Origin of the sequence: Nocardia sp. NPDC050710 (assembly GCF_040654375.1) — a bacterium.
Taxonomy (GTDB): Bacteria; Actinomycetota; Actinomycetes; order Mycobacteriales; family Mycobacteriaceae; genus Nocardia.
In genome coordinates, this window is sequence record NZ_JBFAHV010000001.1 from 712,299 (window position 1) to 737,697 (window position 25,399).

Consider the following 25,399-nt stretch of genomic DNA (forward strand, 5'->3'; position numbering starts at 1 on the left):
AGGCGAGGCACCGGCGAAACACCACACCACCGGCCCTGCCGCAAGGGAACGCCACTGACAATCTCGTGCGGCCTCGCAGCCCGCCGACCCCGCCTACTGTCCCCCAGGAACACGAAAACTATGTCCGAACTCCGCAACAACCCCCGCAACCCAACCCCGAACACCGCAACCCACATCCGAACAGGACTGTCCGGTCCAGGTCCAGATGGCGGGAGGCGATGCGGCGACCTGCGGCGCGCCACTCGAAGTTGGACGCCCGGCCGCGTCGGCGTCCGGATGTAGTTGGCACATCGCGGAGAGGAGGACCTCGGTCGACGATGCACACTGGGGAACTCTCACGTTTCCCTGCTCGCGCTCCCTCTACACCAACGACATCTGGACAGTGCCGCCCGTGTGCCAACTAAACCTGGACTGCGCCAACTACATCCGGACACGACAAGGACACTTGTCCATTCCGCGTGAGCCTCTCGGAAGCAAGGAGCGCTGACCTGCGGCGCGAAAGGCAGCTGCGAACGCACCCACGCAGCACTCGCACCAAGATCCTGCATTCTATGGATCATGCCTTCCCCACCGGAATATCCGTCATAGCGGATCGCAGACGTGCCCCCCGTGTGCCCCAGATGGTGGAATTGCGGGATAACTGCGGTCAAACACTAGACCCACTCCCCCTGCAAGGTGGTATGAAAAATCCCCCCGACCAGGTGAAACGTCGAGGGGATCGAGTGGTCCCAGCTGGGATCGAACCAGCGACCTTCCGCGTGTGAGGCGGACGCTCTCCCGCTGAGCTATGAGACCGTACTCTTGCGATTGTTCGGGTGGCGCCGGGGCGTCTTCCGAACGAGATGGAACATTAGCACGCACCACCGGGCGGGCACCAAATCGCCACCCCCCAATGGGGAACTGCGTGTCCCGGCAAGGGGTCTCACGACTCGTGCGAGGTTCTCGGCGAGGCATGGGATCGGTGCGCGCGACTCGCACGGAGGCCTTCGCGGATCGACAACTGTGTCCGGCACCTTCCCGCGCGGTAGTGCGCCGGGTGCCCCTGCCACAGGGTCGCACTCAGGCCAAGGCGGGCCGCGATGGTTCACCGTTCGGGACGCGATCGGCCCGTGCGAGTGAGTCGGTTGATGCTTCGCATGGACAGCCCCATACCGCGGTGCACACGAACCGCTGCGGCACCACGCACCCCGGCACAGCGCATCAGCCACCGCCGCCACATGCGTAACATGCCGGTTTCCACCCGTTCTACCAGCGGATTTGTACCTTTCACCGGGGGTCCGCTAATGTTCTGTCTCGCACCACGGAGGCCAGAACAAAGCCCCCGAGATGCAAATGCGGATGTAGCGCAGCTGGTAGCGCATCACCTTGCCAAGGTGAGGGTCGCGGGTTCGAATCCCGTCATCCGCTCGAAAGGTAGGGTTTGGCAGAAAGAACAGCCTTCCCCCTTCGCACGGTGGAGTGGCCGAGTGGTGAGGCAACGGCCTGCAAAGCCGTGCACACGGGTTCGATTCCCGTCTCCACCTCGCGCGATTAGCTCAGCGGGAGAGCGCTTCCCTGACACGGAAGAGGTCACTGGTTCAATCCCAGTATCGCGCACCACCGTCTCTGCAGGTTAGCCCCGGTTTTCGCCGGGGCTTTCTTGTGTCGTGGACTATTTGTGACCTGACGGCCTAGGACTCGATGCCTTCGAACAGGCCGTCACAAACCTCGCATCGGATTGCACCGAGCACGTAGACGCTCCGCGACACCCGTATCTTCCGGCCGCAGTCGCATTCGGCCGACAGCCCGTTGTTGTTGGACTTGCGTCCGCCCCGTTGATCAGGCTCACGGCGACGGTAGGCGACCAGCGCCAAGTCCAGCTCGTCCAGCTCGTCCCGGTACATCTCCTGGGTGAGACTTGGCACGGTGGTCAGTGACCATCCGATTTTCGGGTGCTTCGCGAGTGTGAGCCCCAACTCTTCGCCGATGATGCGGAACCGCTCGTTGTGCCAGCGGCCCTGGCGGCTGGTGTCCTTGACGTCGCGGGCGACGGCGACGCCGTGGGCGGCCTCATGCAGCAGGGTGCCTAGTACATCGATTGGTCCCCTCTCCAGCCCTTCACCGCCGATGAACAGCTCGTGTAGCTCATACTCGCCGCGAATCCATCGGTTCGGTGCGAAGTGTCCCAGATTTAGTTCACCGCCGACTGAGCCTGATCCGATCGTCAGCACCGCGGCGGGAACGTCGGGATGGTGGGATCGGATTGCGGTCCAGGTATTTTCGAGCGCCGAGACGAGTAGCCCGGTGATGGTGTCGGAGTCGGTCACGGTCTCCGGAGTCCTTCCAAGAACCTTGACACGTACGTGTCAACCAACCGGTGGTTTGACACGTACGTGTCAATGAATGGAATCCCGGAGGGGCGTGGATTCCCTGGGCGCGCGCCGCGCCCCTCCCGGGGCAGGCCCTCGGCCTGCCCGCATCGCCTGCCTCGAGCGCCGCAGAGGCTCGCGGCCAAGGACGAATTTCCCGATGCCGGGCCGCGGGAATCTTCACTGAACGACGTGGGAAATTCGTCCTTGGTCGGGTAGGGGCGGCGCTCGTACAATGCGGCGCGCGCCCAGGGCCCACATCCGCTGTTCCAGACGGACCTGGCCACATGTCGGACCAGGAACCGGACGGTCGACACCTACCGGGCCACGCACTCGTAACTGTCCACCTGGAACGCCACCACCGCGCTAGCGCTCCGGACGCCACTCAGTACCCCACCGCCACGTCCGCACCCTCGTTACCCGACGTAACCACGCACCCAACTGCAACGCTTCGCACCCAACGCAACCACTCCACCTACCCAACAGAACCTTTGATACTCAACCTTTCCCATCGCCCCGCCCCTGATCTATCCCAACTGCTCCACCCTCCGAGATCACCAAATATGCAGCGAAGCGTGTATTTGGTGATCTCGGAGGGTGGAGCACCTTCGCTACTGAAACCGCTGATCAGAGGCGGGACCGTGGGAAAATCCGCTGCAAACGCCGTACAGCGATCTACCTAGATTTTGTGCACCTATTGCAGCGGCGTCCGGACTCTTGCCTGACGATTGCCATAGCTGTGCGCCCCTGTGCCAGTCGTTTGCCTACTCCGTCCATTGGAAATCATCACTGCCACTGCTCAATTCGATCGGCGATGCGTCAGGAGCGTCAGTGGTACGTGAGACAGTAGACACATGTCCGCGTTTGAAGAGACTCGGCAGACGGCGCAAGAACTCCACCACTTCCTGTCTGCCACCTTCGAGTGGCGCAAACGCACCAAAGCTGAAGTTACACAAGAGCTGACCGCGTTGGTGCTGCGTTGGAGCGAAACCCACCCTGGGTGGCAGGCGCTGACAGAATCACCCAGCGTCGCAACCACAGAGATCCGTTCAGGCATTCGCCACGGTCGTCTCGACGTCGCTATTGATCGACTAGCCAGCCCCAAGCTCGTGATCGAGATCGACAGCTCGAACAAGCAGTGGTCGCTGGAAAAGCTTGTTGCCGAAGCAATGACAGGTGCTCACGCAATCTGGCTTCGTTGGGGCTTCCCTGAGCTACGCTTGCCGGTCCCCGAACCAGTCGTGCTGCTGTTCTTCGATGCAACGAAACGTACGTGGCTATCCCGGCAGAGGTCCCTTTGAGTTCGGTAATCAGTCGGTTCCGGAGAAGACCCGAGTGCGCGCCGCATTTTGCGGGGCCGCCCCCGCCAGCGTCAAGGGCGCTGCGCGTCGGCTACGCCGATGGCCTACGGCCACCCTTGACCCCGGGGCCCCTGCGGCCCCTCGGCATGCGTTACAAGGGGGCAGGCCACGGCCTGCCCCCTACGAACACGGCGCGCACTCGGTGATCCACGCGATATTGGACTGCCTCCGGAGCTAGTTGGCGGTCCAACGTTGAAGCGGCCAACTCGGTGCGTCAGCCCGCTGTGCCCATCGAGTGGGCGGTGGAAGTACCGCTTCCCAGAAGTTGGACGCGGTAGATCGATCGAAGGGCGGAAGCGGCGGCAGTGTCATGTGTGTGGCGATATCGCTGCCGGTGTCTTCGTATGTGAACTCAAGGGCATTCGAAGCGATTTCGAGGTTGACCGCGCGAGTTTCGTCAGACGTTAGGGTGAACGGTGGCTCGAGTTGCAGCTCTTTGTTGGTCGCCAGCAAGAGTCGGTGCGGGCCGATGGGGAACAGCACCAGCGCCGCAGTGAGAAGGCTCGGTGCCGGGTAACGCGGCTGACCGGGCCAGCCAAGGAGGACGACGGGTTCATCGCAAGTCAGAAGCGGATCGTCGGACGCCACGAGCCACCAGGTGCGCTGGGCCAGGAAAGGGGTGATGTGATTTCGCCAGACTTTGATCGCGGTGTCGATCGCGGTCGGCTTGGTCTCGCTGCTGAACGCCGGCTGGGCCAGTATCTCGTCGATGACTTGATGGTGCCGCGCCGGGGAGTAGGCAATCCCTACGACGGAGCAGATCAGCGGAAGCAGCAGGGGGTGGTCGAGTGCTTCACGGGCATCGAATCGCTCGAGGGCAGCACTGATGTCGAGTTCGCGGGCTCGTCCCCGAGGCGTGCGCTGGCTTTGAAGGCCGACGAACACGGCGAGGTTGCCAGTGAGATTGGGGTCGCTGATCCGCCCCGCTGCGCGATTGTCAAGCGATCGAAGCCAGCGTGCCGCAGCGTCTTCGATCCTTGACATGTGGGTTTCAAACCAAAGGTCCGGTACCTCATCAGGATCGATATCGTCGCCAACAATCTGATAGAAGTACTCGTCGTTCGCGATCTCTGCCGGAAGGTCGAGGTCGCTGATGCCGGTCGCGAGTTCGGTGAACCGCAGCGGACTGTCGGCGCCGGAGGTCCACCGTCGCAAATACATCTGTGGGACGAAGTGGTGCATGCGCGTGCGCTGAGTGTTGTTGCGCGTATGTTCTTTGGACCGTTCGATCTCAGCATCGCTAAGCCATTTGTTGACGATCTGCACGATTACCGACCATAGCCGGAGGTTTGTCTTAGCTTGAAATTTAACCTCCGCAGCTGGTGGTGTGACCCCGGTTGATCATGCAAGCAGCCCCTGTCTGATGATTGCTGTTGCGACACAAGCAATTTCATACAAGGGCTGCGGTGATAAGTATGACCGACGGCGGGTGCGGCGGCGTGCTCGGGGACCTGGCGGTGTTCCGCCAAGACTTCTACGATTGCCTGACCAGGCGGGCGGATGCGTTGTTCGAGCTGTGCGAGGCGCTGCTGTGCGCCGACGGTCCGGTGCGGTCGCTGGTCGGGTTGTCCCTGGCTCCGGAGCACCGCCGCGGGCATGGGGCGCTGTATGACGCGGTGAACAGTGGCCGTGTCGAGATCGACCGTCTGAGAACTGTTTTGGCTGGTGTGCGGTTGCCGAGGGCGGCCGACGGTCGCTTGGTGATGGCCGTCGACGTGTCGCCGTGGTTGCGCCCGGACGGCGCGACGTGCCCGGATCGGTCGTTCTGCCACACCTACGGGCGCGGCAAGGACGAGCATCGGATGATCCCGGGCTGGCCGTACTCGATCATCGCCGCGCTCGAGTCCGGCCGGAGTTCGTGGACCGCGCCGCTGGACGCGCAACGGCTCCGCCCTGGCGCGGACATTCTCGCGGTGACCGCCTCCCAGATCCGTGACCTCGTGGAACGGCTCATCGCCGCGGGACAGTGGCGCGAGAACGACCCGGACATGCTGTTCGTGCTCGATGCCGGTTACGAGGGTCCGCGTCTTGCCTATCTGTTGTCGGATCTGCCGGTACAGATCCTGGTGCGATTGCGCTCGGATCGGGTATTCCGCCGCCCGGCCCCGCAGTATCTCCACCCGCCCCAGGGTGGCCGGCCCGCGCGTCATGGCGGCGAGTTCATCTTCAAAGACCCGGCCACCTGGGGTGGCGAAGATGTCGCAACCCGCACTGACACACGGCTTTACGGTACGGCGACGGCACTGGCGTGGAATCGGCTGCACCCGAGGTTGCAACGCCGGGCGGCGTGGGCGGACTGGGCCGGGCCGATGCCGATCCTCGAAGGCACCGTCGTTCGGCTGACGGTCGAGCAACTACCCAGCGGTGGAGTGAACAAACCCGTGTGGCTGTGGTGGTCCGGCACCGACGCCACCACCGGCGATGTCGACCGATGTTGGCGAATGTTTCTGCGGCGCTTCGATATCGAACACACCTTCCGAATGTGGAAGCAGACACTGGGCTGGACCTGTCCGCAGTTGCGTGACCCCGGCTCGGCTGACCGCTGGACCTGGCTGATCCTCACCGCGTATACCCAGCTACGCCTGTCCCGGCCCCTGGCCACGGACCTGCGGCTTCCATGGGAGAAACCCGTTGCACCACAACGAGTTACACCCGCCCGAGTGAGGCGGGGGTTTCGTCACATCCGCACGAAGACGGGATCTCCCGCCAGTGCACCGAAACCCTCCCGGCCCGGACCCGGACGCCCACCCGGAGTGAAGAACCAACACCCTGCCGCTCGCCATGACGTGGGATTGATCCTGGCCACCGGCCACGCCTACACCCGCCCCGCCCACCACAAGAAGGGCACCAAACCCCGCCGAACAGCGCAAATACCCAGCGGAGGTTAAATTTCAAGCTTAGCCGTGGGTTTCCGCGGCGACCGGCGCGCGCCTGGTAGAAATAGCACGGAGCCCGTGCCAGCTTGTACCTGGCACGGACTCCGCTCGTTGCTATTCAGTTGGTATTCGGTTGTGTCTGGAAAGATCAGCCGAACAGGGCCAACTGATGCTGGTAGGCTCTCCTGTCGCAGTCATCCCGATAGGCTTTCGCTAGCCGCTGCACCTTCGACTTCGACATGTCGTAGTCGACGGCGATCGCGTCCCATTTCGCGCCTCGGTCGTACTGCTCCTGGATCTCCCGACCGAGCATCAGCTCTTTGCAGCTGACCGGCTTCTTGTTGCGGGCCATGATGGTTACTCCTGCGACTGGCAGTCGTAGGAGTCGTCCCGCTGGCATTCGCCTTCCCCGATCTCGCATCCTGCCTCTTGGCAGTCGCTGCACAGGGTTGGCTGGTCGGCTCCTGCGATGACGATGTCGAAGCAGTCCCGGCACGCGCACCACTGGTAGCCCGACTCGCCGGTTGTGTTCGGTGTTTGCGGCTTGTCGCCGTAGGCATCGGAGTCCGGCTCGTCGGTGTCCCATGGTTCGTAGTGACCGCAGTCGTAGCAGTGCATCAGGTAGTCGATCCCGACTGCCCGATCCTGCGTCCGCGCCGGGATGATCGACATCGGCTCACCGCAACATGTCAGCTCCGCCTTCACGCGATCACCTCCGGCCGATCGGTGTACACGGTCCAATGGTTTTGGATCGCGTCCACGATCTGCTCGTCCGCGGTGTCGATGTCACCGACGATGACCCCGACTTCGCGCAGATACTCCAGCACCACCCCGATCACCGCATACAGCTGCGATCGGTCGATGACGTGAACATCGGCCATCATGACCATCACGCCCCCTTGCCGACTGGCTGATCGGCGCACCGATCATGCTGGGTGACAAGAGCGCTGTAATCCCACTGCAAGCACTGCACCTGATCGACCAGCTCTTTGCACTCCTCGCGGAGTTCATCGTGCTGCCTGATCAGCTCAGCCACATCAGTGTCACTACCGCGACCGTTCAGGAAGATCACCCGATCTGCTGCACGATCCTTGCGGTCGTGGTCGGACTCCGGTTCCCACTCGCCGTTCGGCTTGTAGAACCCGACAGTCCACAGCTGAGGTTCGGTGCGCATGTAGACGTAGCTCATCACGCACCCCACTTCGGCGGACCCGGCAACTCGGGAACCGTGGGAGCGATGACCGCGTTGAGCAGCTGCTGGGCGTAGCTGCTTACCTTCGGCGGCGTCGACACGTCGGAACCGTTGCCGTTGGCGGCCGTGGTGTCGTCGACACCGTTGTCGATGCCTTCGGTGAATTCAGCGATCGCCTCGGACAGCATGTCCCGCAGAGCACGGGCATCGTCGAGGTGCATGCAAGCACCCACTCCGATGTAAACCCGGTTCTTCCATTCGATCTGGATGTCGCCTCTGCTGTCTTCGGTTTCCAGGGTGTGCACCCTCGCCTGGACGTTGTGCCAGTCGAGGGTGAGCCACCCTGAGCCGTCTGCGGTTTCCACCCGGCTGTGCAGGTAGGCCATGGCTATGCCACCCCTTCCGGTGCCGCGAAATCCTGGTACGGGTCAGCGTTGTCCGCGGACCTGGGGTCCTCGGCGTGGCTGGTGTTCGCGGTCGGCTTCCCGGGACGGTTGGTGTTGTTGCCCCAACCGTTGTTGGTCCGCTTGATGGGCTTGGCGACGGCGTATTTGAGCGAGACTCCGACTTCGTCGGCGACCAGCTCTACGACGATGCGCTTTTGGCCCTGGCGGTCCTCATAGCTGCGCTGCTGAAGCTTGCCGGTCACGATCACCCGAGCACCCCTGGTGAGCGACTCGTTGACGTTCTCGGCAGCATCGCGCCACATGGTGCAGCGCATGAACAGCGCTGGCCCGTCTTTCCACTGGTTGGCTTGGCGGTCGAACACACGCGGGGTGGATGCGACCGTGAAGTTGACCACTGCGGCTCCATTGGGTGTGAAGCGCAGTTCGGGATCGGCGGTCAGGTTGCCGATGACGGTAAGGGTGGTTTCTCCGGACATTTTAGTTGCTCCTTGAAAGATGTTGTGTTAGTTACGGTTTCCGAAAACATGAGTTCTCGGGTGAGGTTGTCCGAGCCTCAGATGTGATGCGGATGCATCACGGGGGTGTCAGGTGTCGTATAGGTGTCTCCTTTCTGGTGTTGTTATGTGAAAACCCTTGGAGCCGGATGTGATTCATCACGCTTCGGCTTCCATCTCGGCGATGTAGATTCCTTCGACATCCGCCGCAAGGTCCGCTGCTTGGTCGACAGCTTCGGCCCGGACGGACGCCGCGGCGGCCGGTTGCTCGGCTTCTGGCCGCTGATGGTGTTCGGCGGCGTCCTCAGCGACCACGTGCCCGTTGGAAGATGCTGTGGCCGTCGTGGTTTGGCGGGCCTGCAACATCTGCACTTGCTGTTTCAGCGCCGAATTCTCCGCAGTCAATGCGGACACCTGCTGCTGCAAACTGGTGTTGGCGTGACGCAGCTGCGCAAGCGCCGAACTGTCACCGAACACCGGTGCCTCGTGCTCTTGCCGAACCCGTGCCTGTTCCGCGGCTGCCTTCTTGGCTTCTAACTGTTCGTGGTACTGGGCGTGGGCCTGTTCGGATTGCGCGGCCGAGAACCGAGCGAATACCTTCTCTTTCTTCGTGAGCGGCCCGAACACCTTGTGTTGCAACCCTGTTCGTGGGTCGGCATCGGCCGAGTCGAGCGCCTGAACCACCTGCCCGCGTTCCTCGGGGGTGAGTGACGTGGAATGGATGGTGTGCTCGATACCGGATCGCATCCCTGCCAGATAAGCGCCCGCGCGCACTCGGTCGTCGGGGCTGATCGTGCCCGCGGCGTCCTGGACGGTGACTATGGCCGATTCGTTCCGATACTCGGCCACGCGTGCCTCGTACCAAGCCAGCGATGTCACGCGTTCGTGTGCTTGGAGCCGTACCCGTTCGTCGAGCTGGCGTTGGAATTCCTTGGCTTCCTTGCGTGGCAGCCGGATCCCGGGCGGGTGAGCACGCCGGTAGGTGTAGGCCAGTTGCAGGATGATCTGCAACAGCTGCTGGTGACTGCGAGCGACTTCGTCAACTTCGTTGCCAGACAACCGATCACACCCCCTCAGTGACTGTTGTCGCGGCGCGGGCGACGCGGCGGGCGCGCCACCGTGCCCGCAGTGGCCGAGACTGCGCGTATCCGAACCGCGTCACGGCACCGAACATCCGGGTTGTGTTTGCGCGGATCGCGATGCCGGTGGTGGATGCGTCGGGGCGGCCCAAGCTGATCCAGATGCTGTAGCCGATCCAGCCCGCCAGCCACACCATCAGCGGCAGCACTGCGGCGCTGGGCGCTCCGGACCGAGCAACCAGCCACATCGCTGGCACCATGGCCGCGAGCGTGATCAGGAAGGCGCGGGCACCGCGGATGCGGCGGCGCCAGCGGATGCGCCAGTCTGGGCGGATGGCTTGGCGGGGGTCGATACCGCTGGACTCCATCAACGATTGGAGTTCACCGTCCCAATCGATCCCGTTGTTGCTCATGCGAAGACTCCTTCCAAAGGCTTGTGATTGCTCGCGGCCGGCATCGGCAGCGTGGTTATGGCGTGGGCCGGTTCGGTGATGTCGGTGAGACCGAATTCATCGATGCCGCTGGCAGGTTCAGAAACCGCTGCGGTATCGATGTTCTCGGTGTCGACCGTGGTGGATAGGTAGCGGCGGATAGTGCGTTTGCTGACCCCGAGTTCGGCGGCGATGCGGGCATGTGTCCACCCCTGGCCGTGCAGTGTGCGGGCCATCGCGCGGCGGTTGTCCGCCCCGCTGTCCTCCGCGCTGACCGCACTCGCCGCACTGTTGACCTCTGGTGCCGCGATATCGGCCACGTCAGTCGTCGTGCTGTCCGCCGGAACTGGCGCGATGTCCGTCGTGGTCTGCCCGTGTCCGGACACCGATGCTGGAGAGGTCACCGGGTGACCGGTCAGGACGTCAGCGGCTAGCCACGGCGGGACCGCTGAATCCTCACCGGTTTCGGGCTGCTGCGGTGCACGCCGCTCAGCGTCGGGTGTCACCGAAGTGGTTGTGTCGGTGCTGGTTTCGTTGTCCAAGGTCATCGACAACAGCGCGAATCCGGATACCACCATCAACCCGTCCAGGGTGAGTGGGCCGACGCCCGCCGCGATCGGGCTGTACCCCCACGTCAGCAGCACGTCACGCAGATGGCTGTAGGAGATAATCGCCGAGCCCGCCGCCACGGCTCCAGCACCGCCGAAGCGGGCTACCGCCCACCATCGGCCGCGTCGCCACCGAGCTCTCGACAAGACTTCAACGCTGAGCAACAGCCCTATCGGCCACACCGCCGCACCCACCTGCGGGGCAACCCCCGGTGTCCACCCGGGCGGCATGTGCGCGGCGGGGAGCCACGTGTGTAGGACGTTGGCCGCGATCGAGGTCAGTGACCCGAACACGAACCCCGCCCATGACACCACCCGCCCCCGGCTCTGTCTCCCCGGTGTCCTCATCGTGTCCATCCCCTATCGACCGTGCTGTCCGCGCTGTTGGTGGTGTCCGCGCTGCTGTCCGGGGTGGTCAACTGTGGGTCGGTAGGCGGGCCAAGCCGGTCATCGGCACACCGGGTGTGACCGTGTTGGCTGGCCACGTAGGCGGCGATCGAACGCAGATAGTCGGTCATGCCGCTTCACCGCCCTCGGTGTCGAATCCGAGATCGGCACGGCCTGCCCGCCCGGAATCCAGATCCCGCACGGCCTTCAGGGGCACGCGGGGCAGAGTGCTATCGGCCCACCGCTGCGGTGTCGGGTCCGCGGGCAAGGGCGTGATCTCGTCGTCGTCGACGGGAATGACGTGGCCCCATTGGGCTTTGAGCCCGTGCACCCATACGACGTCGCCGCGGTCGAATTCCGCGAGCCGGTTGGGGTCGATAAAGAAGGTGTCGCGATTGCCGAGCGAGCCTTCGTCGCCGGGCTTGTTGTTCTTGGTGTGACGAGTGTTCTCCGAGACGGGGCGGGAGCCGAAGACCTCCGAAACCTTGCCCCCACCTTCCATTTTCATCAGCAGCGCACCCGATGGGCACGCTTCGAGCAGGCGACGCCGGTCATCGGTGGTGGCACCGAGCCCGTACTGGTTCTGTGCCGCGAAGATCGCGACCACTCCCATGCCCAACAGCCGCTCAGCGATGTTGATCTGGGAGATACCTCCGGTCTTGTCCGCGACCGCGGACACCTCGTCCTCGATCAACACGATCTGCCGATCGTGCTCACCCGCGGCGAACTGCTCGATCAACGTGTTCAACGCCGCTACCTGTGCGCGGGCATACTCCCCGCGCACCGTGCCCGGCACCGTCGCATAGATGACATCGAAAGAATCCAGCGGGCGGCCACCATCGAAGCCCTCACCGATCGCGGAGAAGATGTTGCGGAACTTGCCCGAAACGTCGCCCACCGCAGGCGGTTTCGACTGCTCCAATGCGTCGATCTCATTGCAGATCGACTCATCACCGTTCCACGCGTCTTTGAGCCACTTCACCGAAAGACGGTCCAGGAAATCCTGTTTCGAGCGTGGTGGCCCGCACGGCGCGGACACCGCAAGTTTGGTGACCCGCACCCGGTTCTGCTTGAAGTGCTCCTCACCCAGATTCGAGGACTGAACCGGGTTGATCATCGCCTCCAGGGTGGCGGCCATGTCCTCGACATCCATCGCCCACAGATCCAGACGATTCGTGACCGGCCACAACGCCACCCGCCGCGGATTCACCCCCAACCGTGCGGCGATCTTCACCACCTGACGTCCGGTCGCCAACCCCGGCTTGCCGCCCTTGCAGTCCACGAAGATCAGCAGCGGACGCTTCTCACCAGTGCGCACATAGCGATGCCAATACGCGGAATACAAGCCTGTCCCGAGCCGAACAAGCATCGTGGTCTTGCCTGCCTTCTGCGACATCCCCAGCACCACGATGTGCCCGAGACCATCGATCGGGATCTCCAGCTTCGACGTCTTCTGGTTAGCCAACCGCGTGATCGTGTCGGGCTGAGTCGCATCCGTGCGCTCCGACAACGGCCCCAACACCACACGCGACCGCAACCAGCCGGTCACCAGCGGAGCCCCATAGCGGGCGGCGCGACGTGCGGCACGGGCCTTGCCCTGCTCCTGACGACGCCGCAACCGGCGCGTCTTCGACGGCGACCCCACCCCTTCAGTGCCCAACCGAGTCAGGAACCGCGCCCGATACCACGCGGCACACCCCCATGCGACAGGCAGCGCTCCCACCGCCATCGCGACCAGCGACCCCGACCCAACGCCGTGGTCCAGTAGTACCTGCGCGCCCTGCCACCACAACGACACCGGGGCCGTCCACGAACCCGCCGAGCACACCGCACCCACTGGCAGCACCAGCGACCCCACCGCATAGTTGCGGACCTGACCGGCTTCCCATCGCCGCCGCGCCGCAACCACATTCATGCCCGCCCCGAGTGCCGCGACGAACCCAGCGCCCACCAGGGACGTACCGGCGAACTCCAACGCATCCGATACAGACGGCACATGCATATGCCAATCTGGCGTATGCCAACCATTCGGCAGTGGCGGGTTCTCGAACTGCTCGGGCGGCTGCGTCGGAGCAGGGTTCACCGCACCTACCACAGGATCGTGCGGAGCCGGGGTCGGCCGCCCTACCGGGGTTCGTGCCGCGCTGTGGCCGCAATCGTCGGGTGTGATCATCGGAGTGCAATCGGTCATGGTTTGTTCACCTCGTTTCGCGCCAAAGTGGCATCCAGGTCATGAATTTCGAGATTCAGCAGGCGTTCAACACCCCGCTGGCGCGCCATCCGGGCCGCCACGCCTTCAACCGCTCGGCGCAGCCCTTCTCCGCGCACGAAGTACAGAACTCCGGCGAGCTCGTGCCGTTCGGCGGTGTTCAGCGCGGCGGTCATCGACCGCATCAACCGGCCGTCGCCGAACTTGCGGGACAATTCGACCTCGATCGCCCACGTCTTATCCGGGTCCGCAAAGTCCTGGAACCAACCGTCACTTATGTGGGAACCCGGTAGCCCGTTCTCGGACTTGAACCTGCGCCGCAACAGGCGCTCGCTGGTCCAAACCTCGGGATCGGTCTCCATACCGGTCAGCGCCAACCGCAACTCGGTCACCGCAGTCAGATGCGCCGCTGTCGATGCCTTCGGCTGCCATTCACCCGGATCGAATTCCAGGTAGCCCCAGGCAATTTCGCGTCGCAGGTAGATCCACAACGGACCATGCGGGGCAACAGTCGAATCATCGAACTGCTCCGAACGCCGCCACGGACCGGGCGAACCGTAGTCCAGACGAGTCACATGCACTCGGCCCGCCTCATGCAAACGCTTCGCGAGCTTGTAAGCGCTACGCTGGCTCCGCTCCATCGCCTTCATCAGCGTGGTCAACGACATCCCGTACTGCTGAGCACAGAACTCCTCGATCCGGGTGTCCCTCGGCTGCAAGCGAAACTCCGGCGCGCTCGTCACGGACCAACCTCACTCGCGGGCACGCACGCTCCTGACAGCTGTGCAGTGGTACCGAGCTGATCCGTGCGACAGATATTGGGCGACGCGGGATACCGATCGCCGGTCAATGCCGCCCCGGTGCATGCACCCGCCGCGAACAGGATCAACGCCACCAATACCGGCAGCAACAACCCCGGCGGCAAGAATGCCAACGGCCGGTACACCGACACCGGATTGAACTCCGAACTGGTCATTGAATGCAGTGGTGTATAGCCCGGCCCCGTGGGTTGACCTGTGAACCGAGACTTCATCACCGACCACCCCAGCGCGCCACTGCGTGTTTCGCCCGCCACACGATGACGAGGACAACGCCGATCAGGATGAACAGGATGAAAGCGAGCTGGGGTGCGGTCAAAACAGCGGCCAATCCTGCGATGAGGCCCAGACTCCGGGTCACGCTGCATCACCTGGTCCGAAGGCGGCAGGGACCGGCTTCGCCACCCCGAGCAGCTCGTTGCGCTCCACACGAAGGAGCCGTGGCCCCATTCGATAAGCCCGAAGTCGTCCGTGGCTGATCCACCGCCGGACCGTTTTCGAGCTCACTTCGGCCAGTACTGCTGCCTCTCGCAGGCTGATCAGCTGACCAGTCGGACTGCTCTTGTCCGACTCGTATCTCTGTGACATGGAAAGTGCCTCCCTTGATCGACGTGGCCTGAATTGGCTGTCATCAGGAAACGCGAGTTTCGAGAGGCACAACAGGACACAAGGAGGGGGCACATGACGCAAGAGGGGCACACGTATTGTAAGAGGGTGCCAGCACACCACGACTCAGAGACGGCGGACAGAACCGCACAATCGGTGCCGTTCCCGCCTTCCCTTCCTGACTCACTGTCGGACCCAGAGCTGATCAATCGGAACGACTGGGAATCATTCAATCAAATAGCGCAGTTAGAGAACCATTGGGAACGGGGCCCCTGGCCCGCCGATCGCCGGACTTATTTCTGGTATTTGACGTTCAGAGACGTGGCCTTGACTGAACTCGCGGCGCAATGTCAGTCTCAGCTCGACAGCGAAAACTTGGACTTGGTGCCCTTAGATGGATTGCATATTACAGTGCTCAGAATTGGCAATCAGGATGAAGTAGAAAATAGCCAGATTCTTGCAGTCGTGAATAACGCCAAGAGTCTGCTCCGCAATTTTCAGCCTTTCGAAATATCAGTCGGCCCACTGTCAGGGTCACGTGGCGCGATCCGATTCTCAATTTCCCCCTGGGACGGATTATTCGAGCTTCATCGCGTCGTACATAAAGCTGTATCGAAGTCTGTACCAGAACTCGATATGCCAGACACCGAAAGATTTCGCCCACACTTGGGGATCGGATACAGCAACCGAATTCAGCCATCGGATCGGCTGATCAAGAAGGTTGACACATTGCGAGATCTCGCACCAGTCAGTGTTTGCGTTGACAATGTTAAGCTCGTCACGCTGAGGCGCGAGTTTGGAACATATCGTTGGGATGAGATAGCAACCCTAAAGTTGGGTTCAGACTAACCTTTGCTCGGTACCGAAAAATCTCGAACTCGATTGGACCATTCACGAAGCACAGACTGATATTCGCGCGCCTCGGAGGCGTCGAAGGATTGTGTAGCCACACCGAACTCGTGAGCTCGCTGCCACACTGACCGGATCGGCCGTTCCTCCGAGAAGAAGAGAGCCTCGGATCCGAGATGAACAGCCTGCTCGACATCAGGGCTACTCGACTTTACCAACGCTGTTGCGACATCCAACCGAACCAACGACCTGCTCCACACCGAGTCGGACTCGTCAACGAGCCTCTCCACTTGGTGGCCATATTCCAGCGTTCGCTCGTAGTCGCCCGCGGACAGGTACGCAGTGGCTGCGTTTGCCGCAAGTCGAGCATGGCTGTAGGGCTCAAAGGTCAACGCGGGCGACAACCCAGTCGGGGTTTTCGCATGCTCGGCGAGCAGGTTTGCATGATCAATTGCAGAATGCACACCATCTACATCACCCATCTTGCCAAGCGCTCGCGCTAACCCATTCGACAGCAAACGGATTGCCTGAGGCCCCTCCCCCGCAAAGCGCAACCCCTCTTTGGCGAGTGTCGCGGCAATGTCGAACTTCCCCATATAGTAAGCGCAGAAACTCTCAGTTCCCCTTACCCATGCCCGCAGTTGCTGGTCATCCAGAATATTAGCAATGTAAAATGCCTCATTTGCATACATTCTTGCATGCGCAAAGTGGCCTCGATTCACGGCCATATAGCTCAACATACCCGATAACTTCGATCCCAACTCATAGATATGTCGTATCTGCTTTGGATGTTGCCGCTGCCTCAGGAGTTCATCCATACGCACGCGCAGCGATACAACCTCAGGAGCCAATTTCCTCGGACCTTCAACTTCGTATCGCTCAATAATATCTCCGAGAGCAAGTTCAACGATGCTCAGTACGGTGTCGTCAACGTCGATCTGACCTAGCCTCTGCAACCGCGCAGATATCGTTACCGGACTCTCAAATGAGTCGATGGGAGGATCCACAGGCTCATTTCCGAGCTTAATGTCTGGATACCCGATGTCGACTGTCCGTAAGTTTCTGTTAATCAGTTGATCGAGTACGCCTATCATTACCTGGCATGCACGCGCGCCCGGTTTACCAACTTCTCCGCTCAAATACTTGCCAATATTCGTATGCGAAGTAGCAAGTGGCGGACCTCCATCGGCTCTACTGAATTCCTGCATACGGCGCGCGAGGCCCTTGTTACTAACCCCCGCCTCCAGCATTACCGCCGCCAATTTATGATTCGGCTGACTTGCTCGTGCCATAGGTTGGCTCACCTCAATCCCCACCTTGTGTCCATAGGAAGTATTATATGGTCTCGAATGTCCCGATATAGTATTAATTAGACGTTTGTGTTATTATCCGTTAGAACGAGGTCTTTCATATTGACTGACTCGAATTACAAGGCCGCGGCGCCGCTTAGATAAGGGTTGTCCAGCCTTGCCTGTTCGCCGAGGCCCTATTCGAGTTGCACCAGTCTTTACCCCCGAAGGAACTGTAGCGGACCCAACGACGAACGCTGACAATCCCTGAGCGATGGCTTCATCACTCCCAGCTGCGGCATGTTGATAGCGCATCGCGGCCTGGTGAGTCGAGTGCCCAAGACGCTCCATCAACCCAGCTAAGGTGGCGCCCGTGGCCGCTGCCAACGTTGCACCGGTGTGCCGGAGGTCATGCAGTGTCAGATCGGTCTTTCCAGTCTTGTCACTCTCGTTTTCGTACTGCCAACGTCCTGCCGATTTGCAGGCACGGTACCAATGCCGATAGAAGGTCGACGGTGCCAGATGTCCGCCACGTGCCGCAGGAAATAGCAGCGCATCTATTCCCGGTCCGACGTGGTCACGGAGGTGATCCTCAAGGGCGGGCACCAGGTGCGGAGGTATGGAGACGGGGCGCACGCCAGCATCCGTTTTCGGCTTCTTCACCTTGCGGCGGGCAACCCCCTTCGTCGTGCTCTTCAATCTGACAACACCGTGGTGAATCCAAACCTTCTGTCGAACAAGATCGACGTTCTTTCGGCGTAGCTCGGTCAACTCACCGAACCGCAGAGCACACCAGGCAGCGAGCAACACCATGGCCTGAAAGCGAGCAGGCATTGCCAAGGTCAGAATTTCGAGTTCCGCGAGATCTGCCGGTCGAACCTTGTGCGCTGGCTTCACTGTCGACGCGCCGCGGATGCGGCACGGATTCACGATCAGTCCAGTCTTCTTGGAGTCGTCAACGACAGAGTTGAAGATGGTCGACGTCAGACCGTAGACGCGCGCACGGAGTGTCGGGGTGTCGGGACTGAGGGTCTTGTACCACTGGTCGACTACCTCGCGATCCTCGAAGCGGACCATCGGTAGGTCGCCGAGCATCGGCAGGATGTGCGCGTCCAGCCAGTCTCGATAGTCCTCGCGCGTTCGATCTTCGAGTTCGCGATTCCGCAGCCAGTTGTCCGCGTACTCGCGAAACGTCAGCTTCTTCGCTGGCTGGGCACTCGGTGGCTTCCAGGACCTACTAATGATCTCGGCTTGCCGTAGCGACAACCAACCGCGGGCATCATCTATCGTCAAGAAGGTTGTCGGCGCTTTGTGCCGAAGCCCGTCCGGACCGTAGTACCGTGCGCGATACTTCCCGCTGGGCAGCTTATCGACTGAGCCGAACGTCCCAGATCGGCGCGTCTTGCGCCCTTCTCCCTTAGGCATACCTTCCCCATTCGTGGACTATTCATGACCTGACGCGGGGCTGTTTGCGTCTACTTACGTCCACGACTGTCATTCCCGAATGAGCAAATTTCCCCTGATAGGAAAGCATTTTAGCCGGTCAGGGCACCAATTCGAAAGGGCCACATACTGATTCAATCCCAGTATCGCGCACCACCGTAGTACCAGGTCAGGCCCCCTTTCGAGGGGGCCTTTCTTGTTTTGCACCAGATACGCACCAGATCGTCACTTCCTCGGACGTGACCAATCGGCGTCGACTTCCCTCCGCATACCGCGCATGTAATGCCGCCGAGCCGGTAGACGCTGGGCACAACCCGGATCCGTCGCGGGCAGCTGCACGTGGCAGTGATCCCGCGGATCCACCGGTTGGCAGCGAAGTGGCCCAACGTCAACGCGCCGGCCGACGTCGATCCGGCACCGATGGTCAACACAACTCCGGCACGTCCGGGTGCCGGGCCCGGATCGCCGCCCACGCCGATTCGAGAGCGGCGACCAGCAGCGCCCTCACCGTGTTCGGCATCCCGGTCACTCCAGGTACCGCCACTGGATCCGCGTCACCTCGGTCTCGGGCCGACAACCGTTGTGCGTGGCACAGAAGAACTCGACGAACTCTGCCGCAGTCAGGTCCGGGAAGCCCTCAGCGAGGACATCCTCCGGCCCGATCGCATCGAGCGGTTCCCGGCGCACCGAGACCACCTCAACGTCAGCGATTCGCATCAGCGGCTCACCGCGGCGGCGACCCATCACCTTCCGGCACAACGTCAACCGGTCCCCCGATCGCAGCATCAGCCACCGCATCCGGCGAGCTACCGTCTTCGTGCGTGCTCGGACCGGATCCTCGGTCAGCGACACGACATCAACCGAGCCATGATCAGCCCACCTCCTGCCCGAGCGCCTCGGCCACCATTTCGCAATGTTGTGGTTACGCAACGGCACCATCATCGCCCACCTGCCCCGGGTCGGCATCGTGCCGTGCGGATCGTCGGTACTGTCGGCCGTCCCATTGCCGTAATAGGGCACCAGAACCCCGGTCTCCGACCGCGTGGTCATCATGCGCATCGGTAGTACGGCCGGTTGGGCCTGTTTACCGTCACGGCCCTCCACCGGCACCAGCAACGCGTCGGTCTCGGTCGTCGTGCGAGTCGGCATCGGCTCGGCTACCGAGATCGCTTGATACACCACGTGGTGGTCATAGCCGAGCGCGTCCATCGCATGCAGCCACAACGAGAACAGCACCCACTTCGCAGCGTCGACGACGTTCTCCACCACAATCGCCCGATACTGGTGGAACTCGGTGAACCGCACCACATCCCACATCGTCGCCCGGCTACGCTCCGCCGCCTCGTCCGGCAGCACCTCCCCGAACAGATCCGGGGTCGAGTCGATGTTGCGCTTGCGGCCCCTGCGAATGATTCGTGCACTCCAGCAACGCCCACAACAAATCCGTACGCGAATACCGGCGCGGGTCCACCTGCGTGATATCCGCGCAATCATGGTCAGTATCAGGGTGATTCGCGTTGTGCGTCTCGATCGCCAACCGCCAATGATTCGCCGCCATCCGCACCCGAACCCCGGCACCAGCACCGCCCCCGAACTCGAACCCCCAGCCCCACAAAACAAATCCATCACCGTCAACATCAGCGTGACCTCCCGGCCTCCTGTTGACACGTACGTGTCAAACCTGGAAACCCGGACAGGACGCGATGATCTCCTGAGCGCGCGCCACGCCCCACCCGGGGCAGGCCCCCGGCCTGCCCGCTCCGCCTGCCGGGGCACCGTCCGCCGTAGTGGATCCGCGCGACGCGCTGGGGGTGAACGCGCAAGGGCGTGCACGGACAAATTTCGCTGCACTCCTATGCCATCGACGCTCATACCCGGAGGGCGAAAATCGTCCGTGCTGGGCGCGGGCCACCCCCAGTACGGCGGGCGGTGCCGTACAACAGCGGCGCGCGCTCAATCGGAACCGTCCCGTCGGTCAGCTTCGTAGGTGCACCACCACATCCTTATCGTGCTCGCGCGGCGCTACTCGGGGCGGCTATCGTCTCAACCGGCGCGAGGGGAGGAATAGCCATGCATGATGGCGAGTCGGTGGTAGGACGAATGGCCAAGGTATGGAACGCGGCGTGGGTGTGGAGAAGGCGGGCCGCGGTCATTCTGTTGGCGGCCGGCGCCTTGGCTTGGGCTGGCGAAGCATTGGCTGCCGAGATGGTGATCACGACCGAGCCTCAGTGGAAGTACAGGCCCTATCCGGGTTCGCTGACCGGCTACGACGTGCTGATGCTGAGGATGATTGTCGCCAGTTTCGTGGCATTGGTGCTGTTGATAGGCATGATTTCGCTGCAGAGGGGAAGACGGGCGGGTCGTATGCTGGTGATCGCGGCATCGGCATTGGTGCTGGCGGGTCAGGTCACTGCCATGGTGGCCTATCGGCTGATTGCGGACGCGCCCGAGGTGTTCGATGATGAGCCGTCGCCGGTGCTGCTGTTCCGCTGGAATCTGATGATCTTCCCAGTGCTGGTCATCGTGTTCCTGCTCGGGAGATGTCGGGCAGATCAGTTTCCGGCGGCTTCGAGTGCTGCGTGAACGGCGGTGCACAAGGCAGCGGGAACGATGCTCTCATCCAACAACGCGGCAGCCTCTTCGAGTATCAGGATCCCATGCTTTTCGATGCCACGATTGTTCATGGTTATCCGTTAGCGGCACTCCGATCTCAACCGGACGCACCCTCACCTCACGACGATTGATCCGATCGAACATCCGCATGCCTCAACTCCTCCATCGATGCCGGACGCAGCGCCACCGACACCAACTCTCTCAACTTCACCTATCCCCAACCCTTTTCCTTGATCTTGATTACTTCTCCTTCCTCCTGACCTGACCTACCTCCACCTACCGTCCCCGATCCCGAGGACACCAAACACACAACGAAGTGGGTATTTGGTGTCCTCGGGATCGGGGATACCAAACACCCAAAAATGGCAGGTCAGGAGGCTCGCACCCCCTTACTCGAACCGAACAGTCTGTAAGGGGTTTGTAAAGGCAAAATCATGGGGTTTATTGCGGGCTGTAAGACCTCGGAGAACCGAAAACCGAACCCGAAAGCTGGTACATACGTACAGAACTCGCTCGGTCGGCGGACAGCTGGCGGACAACCCCACTGCCGGTAAGAGCCAACCCGTAGGCGGTGCCGTCGAAGCGTGCATGACCGACGACAAGCAACGCCGCGAGCCGAATGTCGATCGTTCCGATTCCGGTGCCAGGTGGGCGGCGGCGCGATTGTGCATCCTTCTTGCGAACACTTGCGGGCATCCCGGCGTGCGGCGCGGAGCGCGGTGACTGCTCGATCGCCGGTGTTGAATCGCTGGTCGGCTCGATGGTCGCGTTGGGGGTTTGGTTTGCCTCCGGCTAGCACCGCTGCGGGGAAGACATGCGCCGACCTTCGAGAACACCATGGCGAGAGAAGCGGTCTCGGTGCTGTCGGCCCCTCACAGCGCGGACGGGTCTACCATCCCGGCCTGCGGCCCGTAGGGGCCGCCGGGATACAAATTAGGGGCAATGGGTCCGTAACTCGCCGATCAGCTCGAACAGGCTGACGCTACGACGACCCCGGTTCTGACACTCTCAAAGGAATGGACAGTTCGTGCTCATAGTCCCAACTGGAGCAAGAGGTGGTCGATCTGTGGCGCCACTGTGATCCAACGTCCAGATCGCAGTGAGGCATAGATGACGCGTGGTTTCACCATTGAGGTACGGAAATCCAGCGCGAACGGCTGATCGTAGCCGAGATCCCCAATCAGTACCGACAGGGCGGGGTCGATATCGCCGGGCGGATTCAACTCGTCCGGGTGGCCACAGAGTGTCGGCGCCTGAGCGGCAACGTCGAGCCAGTGTCGGTTCTCGATTCGCATGTACTCGATCGAGTAGAAGTTCGGCTGCTGCGGCTGCTCACTGAAGACTTGTTCCAGGAGCAGCGTGTCCGGAACTTTCCATCGCCCTTTCCCGATCGCCTCCGCCAAGGTCTCCGGCAATGGCAGACCATTGATCTCTATCACCGTCATATGTCAGATTCCACCCTTCTGGCTGTGATTTCCTGCATAACTCTCATGATTTCCGGACGCAAGTGTTCCGGGACATAGGGCCCATCGAAGTCGTGGTTTTCGAGATTCACCGACCTCGATGTCCACCGACATCCAAGAGACCCATCCTCCCTCAACACCGCACTGAACCCAACGCTCTCGCCACGACTGCGATTTATGGCTCGCAGGAGTTTGTCCTCAACGTCCACGTGACCGCCGTACCGGGATACCAGGTTCGCCGGCTCTCCTGGGAAGTCGAGCGTTCTGGTATCACCACTGGGATAGGCCAGCATCTTCCCTGTGCCAGGGTGATAGACGCCGCTGAAGCCCGACCCCGGGCCAAAGGCCCGGAGCCGGTCGGCACTGGACATCGCAAGGTTGGTCAAGGCGTTCTCGACATCGCGGGGCGACAGCAGCGGTGCCGGTGGAATGACCGAAGAGCCAACGGGCCGGCTCCCGGGGTCGGGCTGTTCTGCTCCACCGTGACCGGCCTGGCCGCCCTCCATGGCGTGTTTCAGCTGTTCGGCAGCCGACGCGTCGGCGTCACCCGCCCCACGGCCGACAGCCTGAAGACCGTCCCCGCCTATCGGGCCTCTGTAGGTCTTGTTGAGGTGGCTGGCCAGGCGTGGTATCTGGCGGCTGCGCAATCCTTCGGCTATGTCCCTGACGAACTGTGCCAGCCTATTCCCTACCAACAGCCCTCACGCCCTGTTGCCTCGTGCACGGCTGGTGCCGTCACCGCTTCCCAGGTTCAGGGATCGCCCTACACACCCCGAAAGGACTGAATGGTATTTCTCCGCCGTCACGCCAGGCGGTGCGCGGCGTTCCCAGCCGTGGCAAAGTGCGAGCGCGGCCAGCTGACCCGAGACAACGGCAACGCTCGGGTCCAACGTAAACGGCGCGGTGCCAGGGGAGTCGGCGGATCGGCGGGCGTTGATGCGATGCACCGTCGAGATCAACAGACTCGACCGACGCGCGGGCACGCCAGGCCGCCACCATGTTCGGCGCTACACCGCCGAACATGGTGCCGGGCAGCCCGATCGCGTGCACCGCTTCCAACTCGGCGATTTCGGTCACTCCACGAATTTCTCCGGCGTCATCTCCAGGAAACCTTCGGCGACAACGTCATTCGGTCGGATCGCATCCAGGGGTTCGCGTCCGACGGAAACCACCTCGACATCCACGATCCGCACCAGCGGCTCACCGGGTTTGCGTCCATCACCTTCCGGCGCAACGTCAACCGAGCGCGGGACCGACGTTGTCCCGATCAAGCGTCCGCGCTGCTGTCGGGTACAGCGGGAGAAGCGATTTCGGTTGAGGCGAGTTCGCGGATGGTGTCGATGAATGGGCGGAGCAAGGGGTTGCGATTAGCGGTTGGCCACATGAGGCCGTAGTCGATCGGCGGGGCGTCGTGGAAGGGGACGAAAGCCATGCCGGGGCGGGTGTGGAATTGTTCGGCGCGCGCGGCCACGGTGCTGACGCCGACGCCTTGGCTGACATGGACCAGTACCTCCGGCCAGAACCGGACCGCAGGCCCCTGCGGGATGGGTCGACCCGAGGGGGTGCAACGGGGGAAGTAGTAGTCCATCCAGTACCGCGGTATCGAGGCATCGGCGAGCGTCACCAGGGTGGTGTCGGCCAGGTCCTCCAGCGACACCGAATTTCGTCGTGCGAAATCATGGTCCGCAGGCACCATCAGAGCGCGGGGTTCGGAGAAAATGATTGGCCCCGTAGTGATGTCGGGTTCGGCGATGGGGAATTCGGTGAGCTGGAGGTCGATGATGCCCGCTCGCATCCGTGCCAGCGGATCCATCAGCTGAATCTCTTCTACCGATACGACGCTGCCAGGGTATCGACGGCGGAACAGTTCGGCGGCCCGCACTATGACGTTGCCGCACCAGGGGGCGGAGAATCCCACCATCAGTACCCGCGGCACGACATTGCCGCGGCTCGCTGCGGCAACACCGGCCGCGATCTGTTCGTACGCCGGTCGCAGGTCGTCGCGCAGTTGCTTGCCGACGTGGGTGAGCGTCACCTTGCGGCTGTTGCGTTCGAACAGTGCTGCGCCGATTCGTCGTTCGAGTCGGCGAATGGTTTGGCTGATTCGGCTCGTCGTCAGCCCCAGTCGGTCGGCGGTCCGGCCGAAGTGCAGTTCCTCGGCGAGGGTGAGAAACGCCTCCAACTCGAGTCGTTCCAGCATTGATGTCCTCCATTTCGTGCAGCCTTTCGACAGTACTGGCGCCTGGCGCATCGTGTAGCGGCGCTTCACGCTTCCTGGAGCAGACATGCCTTGTTCAGGCGAATCGCCCTCGGCAGGCTGAAAGCCGTTCAGACCTGCGAAGGAGACAACCATGGGCAAGATCATTCATATCGTGCATCAATCCCTCGACGGCTATATCGAAGGCCCCAATGGCGAATTCGACTGGCCCGTCATGGATTCCGAAATGTCCGAGGAAACCAACGCGCTGGCCGAGAATGCGGATGCCTTCCTGTACGGCCGGGTGGTGTGGGAGATGATGTCGTACTTCTGGCCGCGCGCGGAGGAGCTGTCCACGCATCCGCATGACCTGGCTTTCGCGCCGATCTGGCGGGCCAAACCGAAGCTCGTGGTGTCGCGCACCCTCCCCGCCGCGGACTGGAACGCCACCGTCGTCTCCGATCCGGACAACCTGGCCGAACTGAAGCGCGATCGCACTCTGCTCCTGTTCGGCGGCAGTGAACTCGCCTCCGAACTCACCCGGCGCGGTCTGATCGACGAGTACCTCGTCTACGTGCACCCGGTGCTACTCGGCGGCGGCAAACCGGTGTTCTCCGATGTGAAGCTGCGGGCGGCGCTGCGGTTGGTGGAGTCCCGGGTCTACGGAGGCCAAGTGGTGCTGCTGCGCCACGAGCGGACCGCCGAGGCCTGACAGAACGCGTCTCTGGG

The 25,399-nt window shown here is 62.3% G+C and carries 27 protein-coding genes and 4 tRNA genes; 9 read left to right on the forward strand and 22 right to left on the reverse strand.

Going from position 1 to position 25,399, the window contains the following annotated elements:
• Positions 1 to 723 precede the first annotated feature (723 nt).
• Positions 724 to 795, reverse strand: a tRNA-Val gene (locus tag AB0H61_RS03270).
• Between the two features lie 539 nt (positions 796 to 1,334).
• On the opposite strand from AB0H61_RS03270, the gene AB0H61_RS03275 reads away from it, so the two are divergent.
• The 3 genes from AB0H61_RS03275 to AB0H61_RS03285 all read left to right on the forward strand — a co-directional run bounded on the left by AB0H61_RS03275 (position 1,335) and on the right by AB0H61_RS03285 (position 1,599).
• Positions 1,335 to 1,407 (forward strand) — tRNA-Gly (locus AB0H61_RS03275).
• A gap of 45 nt (positions 1,408 to 1,452) precedes the next feature.
• A tRNA-Cys gene (locus AB0H61_RS03280) sits at positions 1,453 to 1,523 on the forward strand.
• Between the two features lies 1 nt (position 1,524).
• Positions 1,525 to 1,599: transfer RNA gene (locus tag AB0H61_RS03285), tRNA-Val, on the forward strand.
• Positions 1,600 to 1,670: 71 nt separating this feature from the next.
• Here the strand turns inward: AB0H61_RS03285 and AB0H61_RS03290 are convergent.
• Positions 1,671 to 2,306 carry a hypothetical protein gene (locus tag AB0H61_RS03290; protein WP_357298590.1) on the reverse strand — a complete coding sequence of 212 codons (636 nt, stop codon included), beginning with the start codon at positions 2,304 to 2,306 and terminating at the stop codon, positions 1,671 to 1,673.
• 896 nt (positions 2,307 to 3,202) lie between these two features.
• Between AB0H61_RS03290 and AB0H61_RS03295 the strand changes: the two genes are divergently transcribed.
• Positions 3,203 to 3,649, forward strand: a complete 447-nt coding sequence (locus tag AB0H61_RS03295) for a hypothetical protein (protein ID WP_357298593.1) — start codon at positions 3,203 to 3,205, stop codon at positions 3,647 to 3,649.
• Between the two features lie 234 nt (positions 3,650 to 3,883).
• On the opposite strand, the gene AB0H61_RS03300 is transcribed toward AB0H61_RS03295, so the two are convergent.
• Positions 3,884 to 4,975 (reverse strand): DUF4238 domain-containing protein, encoded by a 1,092-nt coding sequence (locus AB0H61_RS03300; RefSeq protein ID WP_357298596.1) that lies wholly within the window; start codon positions 4,973 to 4,975, stop codon positions 3,884 to 3,886.
• A gap of 107 nt (positions 4,976 to 5,082) precedes the next feature.
• Between AB0H61_RS03300 and AB0H61_RS03305 the strand changes: the two genes are divergently transcribed.
• Positions 5,083 to 6,597, forward strand: coding sequence for an NF041680 family putative transposase (locus AB0H61_RS03305; protein ID WP_357298599.1), 1,515 nt, complete (start codon positions 5,083 to 5,085; stop codon positions 6,595 to 6,597).
• Positions 6,598 to 6,733: 136 nt separating this feature from the next.
• Here the strand turns inward: AB0H61_RS03305 and AB0H61_RS03310 are convergent, their stop codons facing one another.
• The 11 genes from AB0H61_RS03310 to AB0H61_RS03360 all read right to left on the reverse strand — a co-directional run bounded on the left by AB0H61_RS03310 (position 6,734) and on the right by AB0H61_RS03360 (position 14,135).
• Positions 6,734 to 6,937, reverse strand: a complete 204-nt coding sequence (locus tag AB0H61_RS03310) for a hypothetical protein (RefSeq protein WP_357298600.1) — start codon at positions 6,935 to 6,937, stop codon at positions 6,734 to 6,736.
• A gap of 5 nt (positions 6,938 to 6,942) precedes the next feature.
• Positions 6,943 to 7,257, reverse strand: coding sequence for a hypothetical protein (locus tag AB0H61_RS03315; RefSeq protein ID WP_357298603.1), 315 nt, complete (start codon positions 7,255 to 7,257; stop codon positions 6,943 to 6,945).
• A gap of 29 nt (positions 7,258 to 7,286) precedes the next feature.
• Positions 7,287 to 7,469, reverse strand: coding sequence for a hypothetical protein (locus AB0H61_RS03320; protein ID WP_357298606.1), 183 nt, complete (start codon positions 7,467 to 7,469; stop codon positions 7,287 to 7,289).
• Between the two features lie 5 nt (positions 7,470 to 7,474).
• The gene (locus AB0H61_RS03325; RefSeq protein ID WP_357298608.1) at positions 7,475 to 7,774 is read right to left on the reverse strand and encodes a hypothetical protein; all 300 of its coding nucleotides are present in this window, start codon (positions 7,772 to 7,774) and stop codon (positions 7,475 to 7,477) included.
• Complete coding sequence (locus tag AB0H61_RS03330; RefSeq protein ID WP_357298609.1) at positions 7,774 to 8,163, reverse strand: hypothetical protein; 390 nt, start codon at positions 8,161 to 8,163, stop codon at positions 7,774 to 7,776. The genes AB0H61_RS03325 and AB0H61_RS03330 overlap by 1 nt, the downstream gene beginning before the upstream one ends.
• Before the next feature lie 2 nt (positions 8,164 to 8,165).
• Positions 8,166 to 8,660, reverse strand: a complete 495-nt coding sequence (locus AB0H61_RS03335) for a single-stranded DNA-binding protein (protein WP_357298611.1) — start codon at positions 8,658 to 8,660, stop codon at positions 8,166 to 8,168.
• A 177-nt stretch (positions 8,661 to 8,837) separates the two neighbouring features.
• Positions 8,838 to 9,737 carry a hypothetical protein gene (locus tag AB0H61_RS03340; RefSeq protein ID WP_357298614.1) on the reverse strand — a complete coding sequence of 300 codons (900 nt, stop codon included), beginning with the start codon at positions 9,735 to 9,737 and terminating at the stop codon, positions 8,838 to 8,840.
• Positions 9,738 to 9,741: 4 nt separating this feature from the next.
• Positions 9,742 to 10,170 (reverse strand): hypothetical protein, encoded by a 429-nt coding sequence (locus AB0H61_RS03345; RefSeq protein WP_357298616.1) that lies wholly within the window; start codon positions 10,168 to 10,170, stop codon positions 9,742 to 9,744.
• A complete protein-coding gene (locus tag AB0H61_RS03350; protein WP_357298619.1) occupies positions 10,167 to 10,943 on the reverse strand; it encodes a DUF2637 domain-containing protein in 777 nt (258 codons plus the stop codon). Before AB0H61_RS03350 ends, AB0H61_RS03345 begins: the two co-directional genes overlap by 4 nt.
• Before the next feature lie 367 nt (positions 10,944 to 11,310).
• Positions 11,311 to 13,179 (reverse strand): hypothetical protein, encoded by a 1,869-nt coding sequence (locus AB0H61_RS03355; RefSeq protein ID WP_357298621.1) that lies wholly within the window; start codon positions 13,177 to 13,179, stop codon positions 11,311 to 11,313.
• Between the two features lie 191 nt (positions 13,180 to 13,370).
• Entirely contained in the window at positions 13,371 to 14,135 is a 765-nt protein-coding gene (locus tag AB0H61_RS03360) for a hypothetical protein (protein ID WP_357298623.1), read from the reverse strand.
• A 63-nt stretch (positions 14,136 to 14,198) separates the two neighbouring features.
• Here AB0H61_RS03360 and AB0H61_RS03365 point away from each other — a divergent pair, with 63 nt between their 5' ends.
• Complete coding sequence (locus AB0H61_RS03365) at positions 14,199 to 14,387, forward strand: hypothetical protein (RefSeq protein ID WP_357298626.1); 189 nt, start codon at positions 14,199 to 14,201, stop codon at positions 14,385 to 14,387.
• Positions 14,388 to 14,424: 37 nt separating this feature from the next.
• Here the strand turns inward: AB0H61_RS03365 and AB0H61_RS03370 are convergent, their stop codons facing one another.
• Complete coding sequence (locus AB0H61_RS03370) at positions 14,425 to 14,571, reverse strand: hypothetical protein (protein ID WP_357298629.1); 147 nt, start codon at positions 14,569 to 14,571, stop codon at positions 14,425 to 14,427.
• A complete protein-coding gene (locus AB0H61_RS03375; protein WP_357298631.1) occupies positions 14,568 to 14,798 on the reverse strand; it encodes a helix-turn-helix domain-containing protein in 231 nt (76 codons plus the stop codon). The genes AB0H61_RS03370 and AB0H61_RS03375 overlap by 4 nt, the downstream gene beginning before the upstream one ends.
• A 93-nt stretch (positions 14,799 to 14,891) precedes the next feature.
• On the opposite strand from AB0H61_RS03375, the gene AB0H61_RS03380 reads away from it, so the two are divergent.
• The gene (locus AB0H61_RS03380; RefSeq protein WP_357298633.1) at positions 14,892 to 15,665 is read left to right on the forward strand and encodes a 2'-5' RNA ligase family protein; all 774 of its coding nucleotides are present in this window, start codon (positions 14,892 to 14,894) and stop codon (positions 15,663 to 15,665) included.
• Here AB0H61_RS03380 and AB0H61_RS03385 read toward each other — a convergent pair.
• From AB0H61_RS03385 to AB0H61_RS03395, 3 genes are all read right to left on the reverse strand, one after another.
• On the reverse strand, positions 15,662 to 16,981 hold the full coding sequence (locus AB0H61_RS03385; RefSeq protein WP_357298635.1) for a hypothetical protein: 1,320 nt from the start codon (positions 16,979 to 16,981) through the stop codon (positions 15,662 to 15,664). The genes AB0H61_RS03380 and AB0H61_RS03385 overlap by 4 nt on opposite strands.
• A gap of 69 nt (positions 16,982 to 17,050) precedes the next feature.
• A complete protein-coding gene (locus tag AB0H61_RS03390; protein ID WP_357298637.1) occupies positions 17,051 to 18,247 on the reverse strand; it encodes a site-specific integrase in 1,197 nt (398 codons plus the stop codon).
• A gap of 675 nt (positions 18,248 to 18,922) precedes the next feature.
• Complete coding sequence (locus AB0H61_RS03395; RefSeq protein ID WP_357298639.1) at positions 18,923 to 19,753, reverse strand: hypothetical protein; 831 nt, start codon at positions 19,751 to 19,753, stop codon at positions 18,923 to 18,925.
• 714 nt (positions 19,754 to 20,467) lie between these two features.
• On the opposite strand from AB0H61_RS03395, the gene AB0H61_RS03400 reads away from it, so the two are divergent.
• Positions 20,468 to 20,980: a hypothetical protein gene (locus AB0H61_RS03400; RefSeq protein ID WP_357298641.1), complete on the forward strand. Its 513-nt coding sequence runs from the start codon at positions 20,468 to 20,470 to the stop codon at positions 20,978 to 20,980.
• A 1,061-nt stretch (positions 20,981 to 22,041) separates the two neighbouring features.
• On the opposite strand, the gene AB0H61_RS03405 is transcribed toward AB0H61_RS03400, so the two are convergent.
• The 3 genes from AB0H61_RS03405 to AB0H61_RS03415 form a co-directional block, all read right to left on the reverse strand.
• The gene (locus AB0H61_RS03405; protein ID WP_357298644.1) at positions 22,042 to 22,455 is read right to left on the reverse strand and encodes a hypothetical protein; all 414 of its coding nucleotides are present in this window, start codon (positions 22,453 to 22,455) and stop codon (positions 22,042 to 22,044) included.
• Complete coding sequence (locus tag AB0H61_RS03410; RefSeq protein WP_357298645.1) at positions 22,452 to 23,168, reverse strand: hypothetical protein; 717 nt, start codon at positions 23,166 to 23,168, stop codon at positions 22,452 to 22,454. The genes AB0H61_RS03405 and AB0H61_RS03410 overlap by 4 nt, the downstream gene beginning before the upstream one ends.
• 572 nt (positions 23,169 to 23,740) lie before the next feature.
• On the reverse strand, positions 23,741 to 24,673 hold the full coding sequence (locus AB0H61_RS03415) for a LysR family transcriptional regulator (RefSeq protein WP_357298648.1): 933 nt from the start codon (positions 24,671 to 24,673) through the stop codon (positions 23,741 to 23,743).
• Positions 24,674 to 24,824: 151 nt separating this feature from the next.
• Here AB0H61_RS03415 and AB0H61_RS03420 point away from each other — a divergent pair, with 151 nt between their 5' ends.
• Positions 24,825 to 25,382 (forward strand): dihydrofolate reductase family protein, encoded by a 558-nt coding sequence (locus AB0H61_RS03420; RefSeq protein WP_357298650.1) that lies wholly within the window; start codon positions 24,825 to 24,827, stop codon positions 25,380 to 25,382.
• Positions 25,383 to 25,399: the final 17 nt, after the last annotated feature.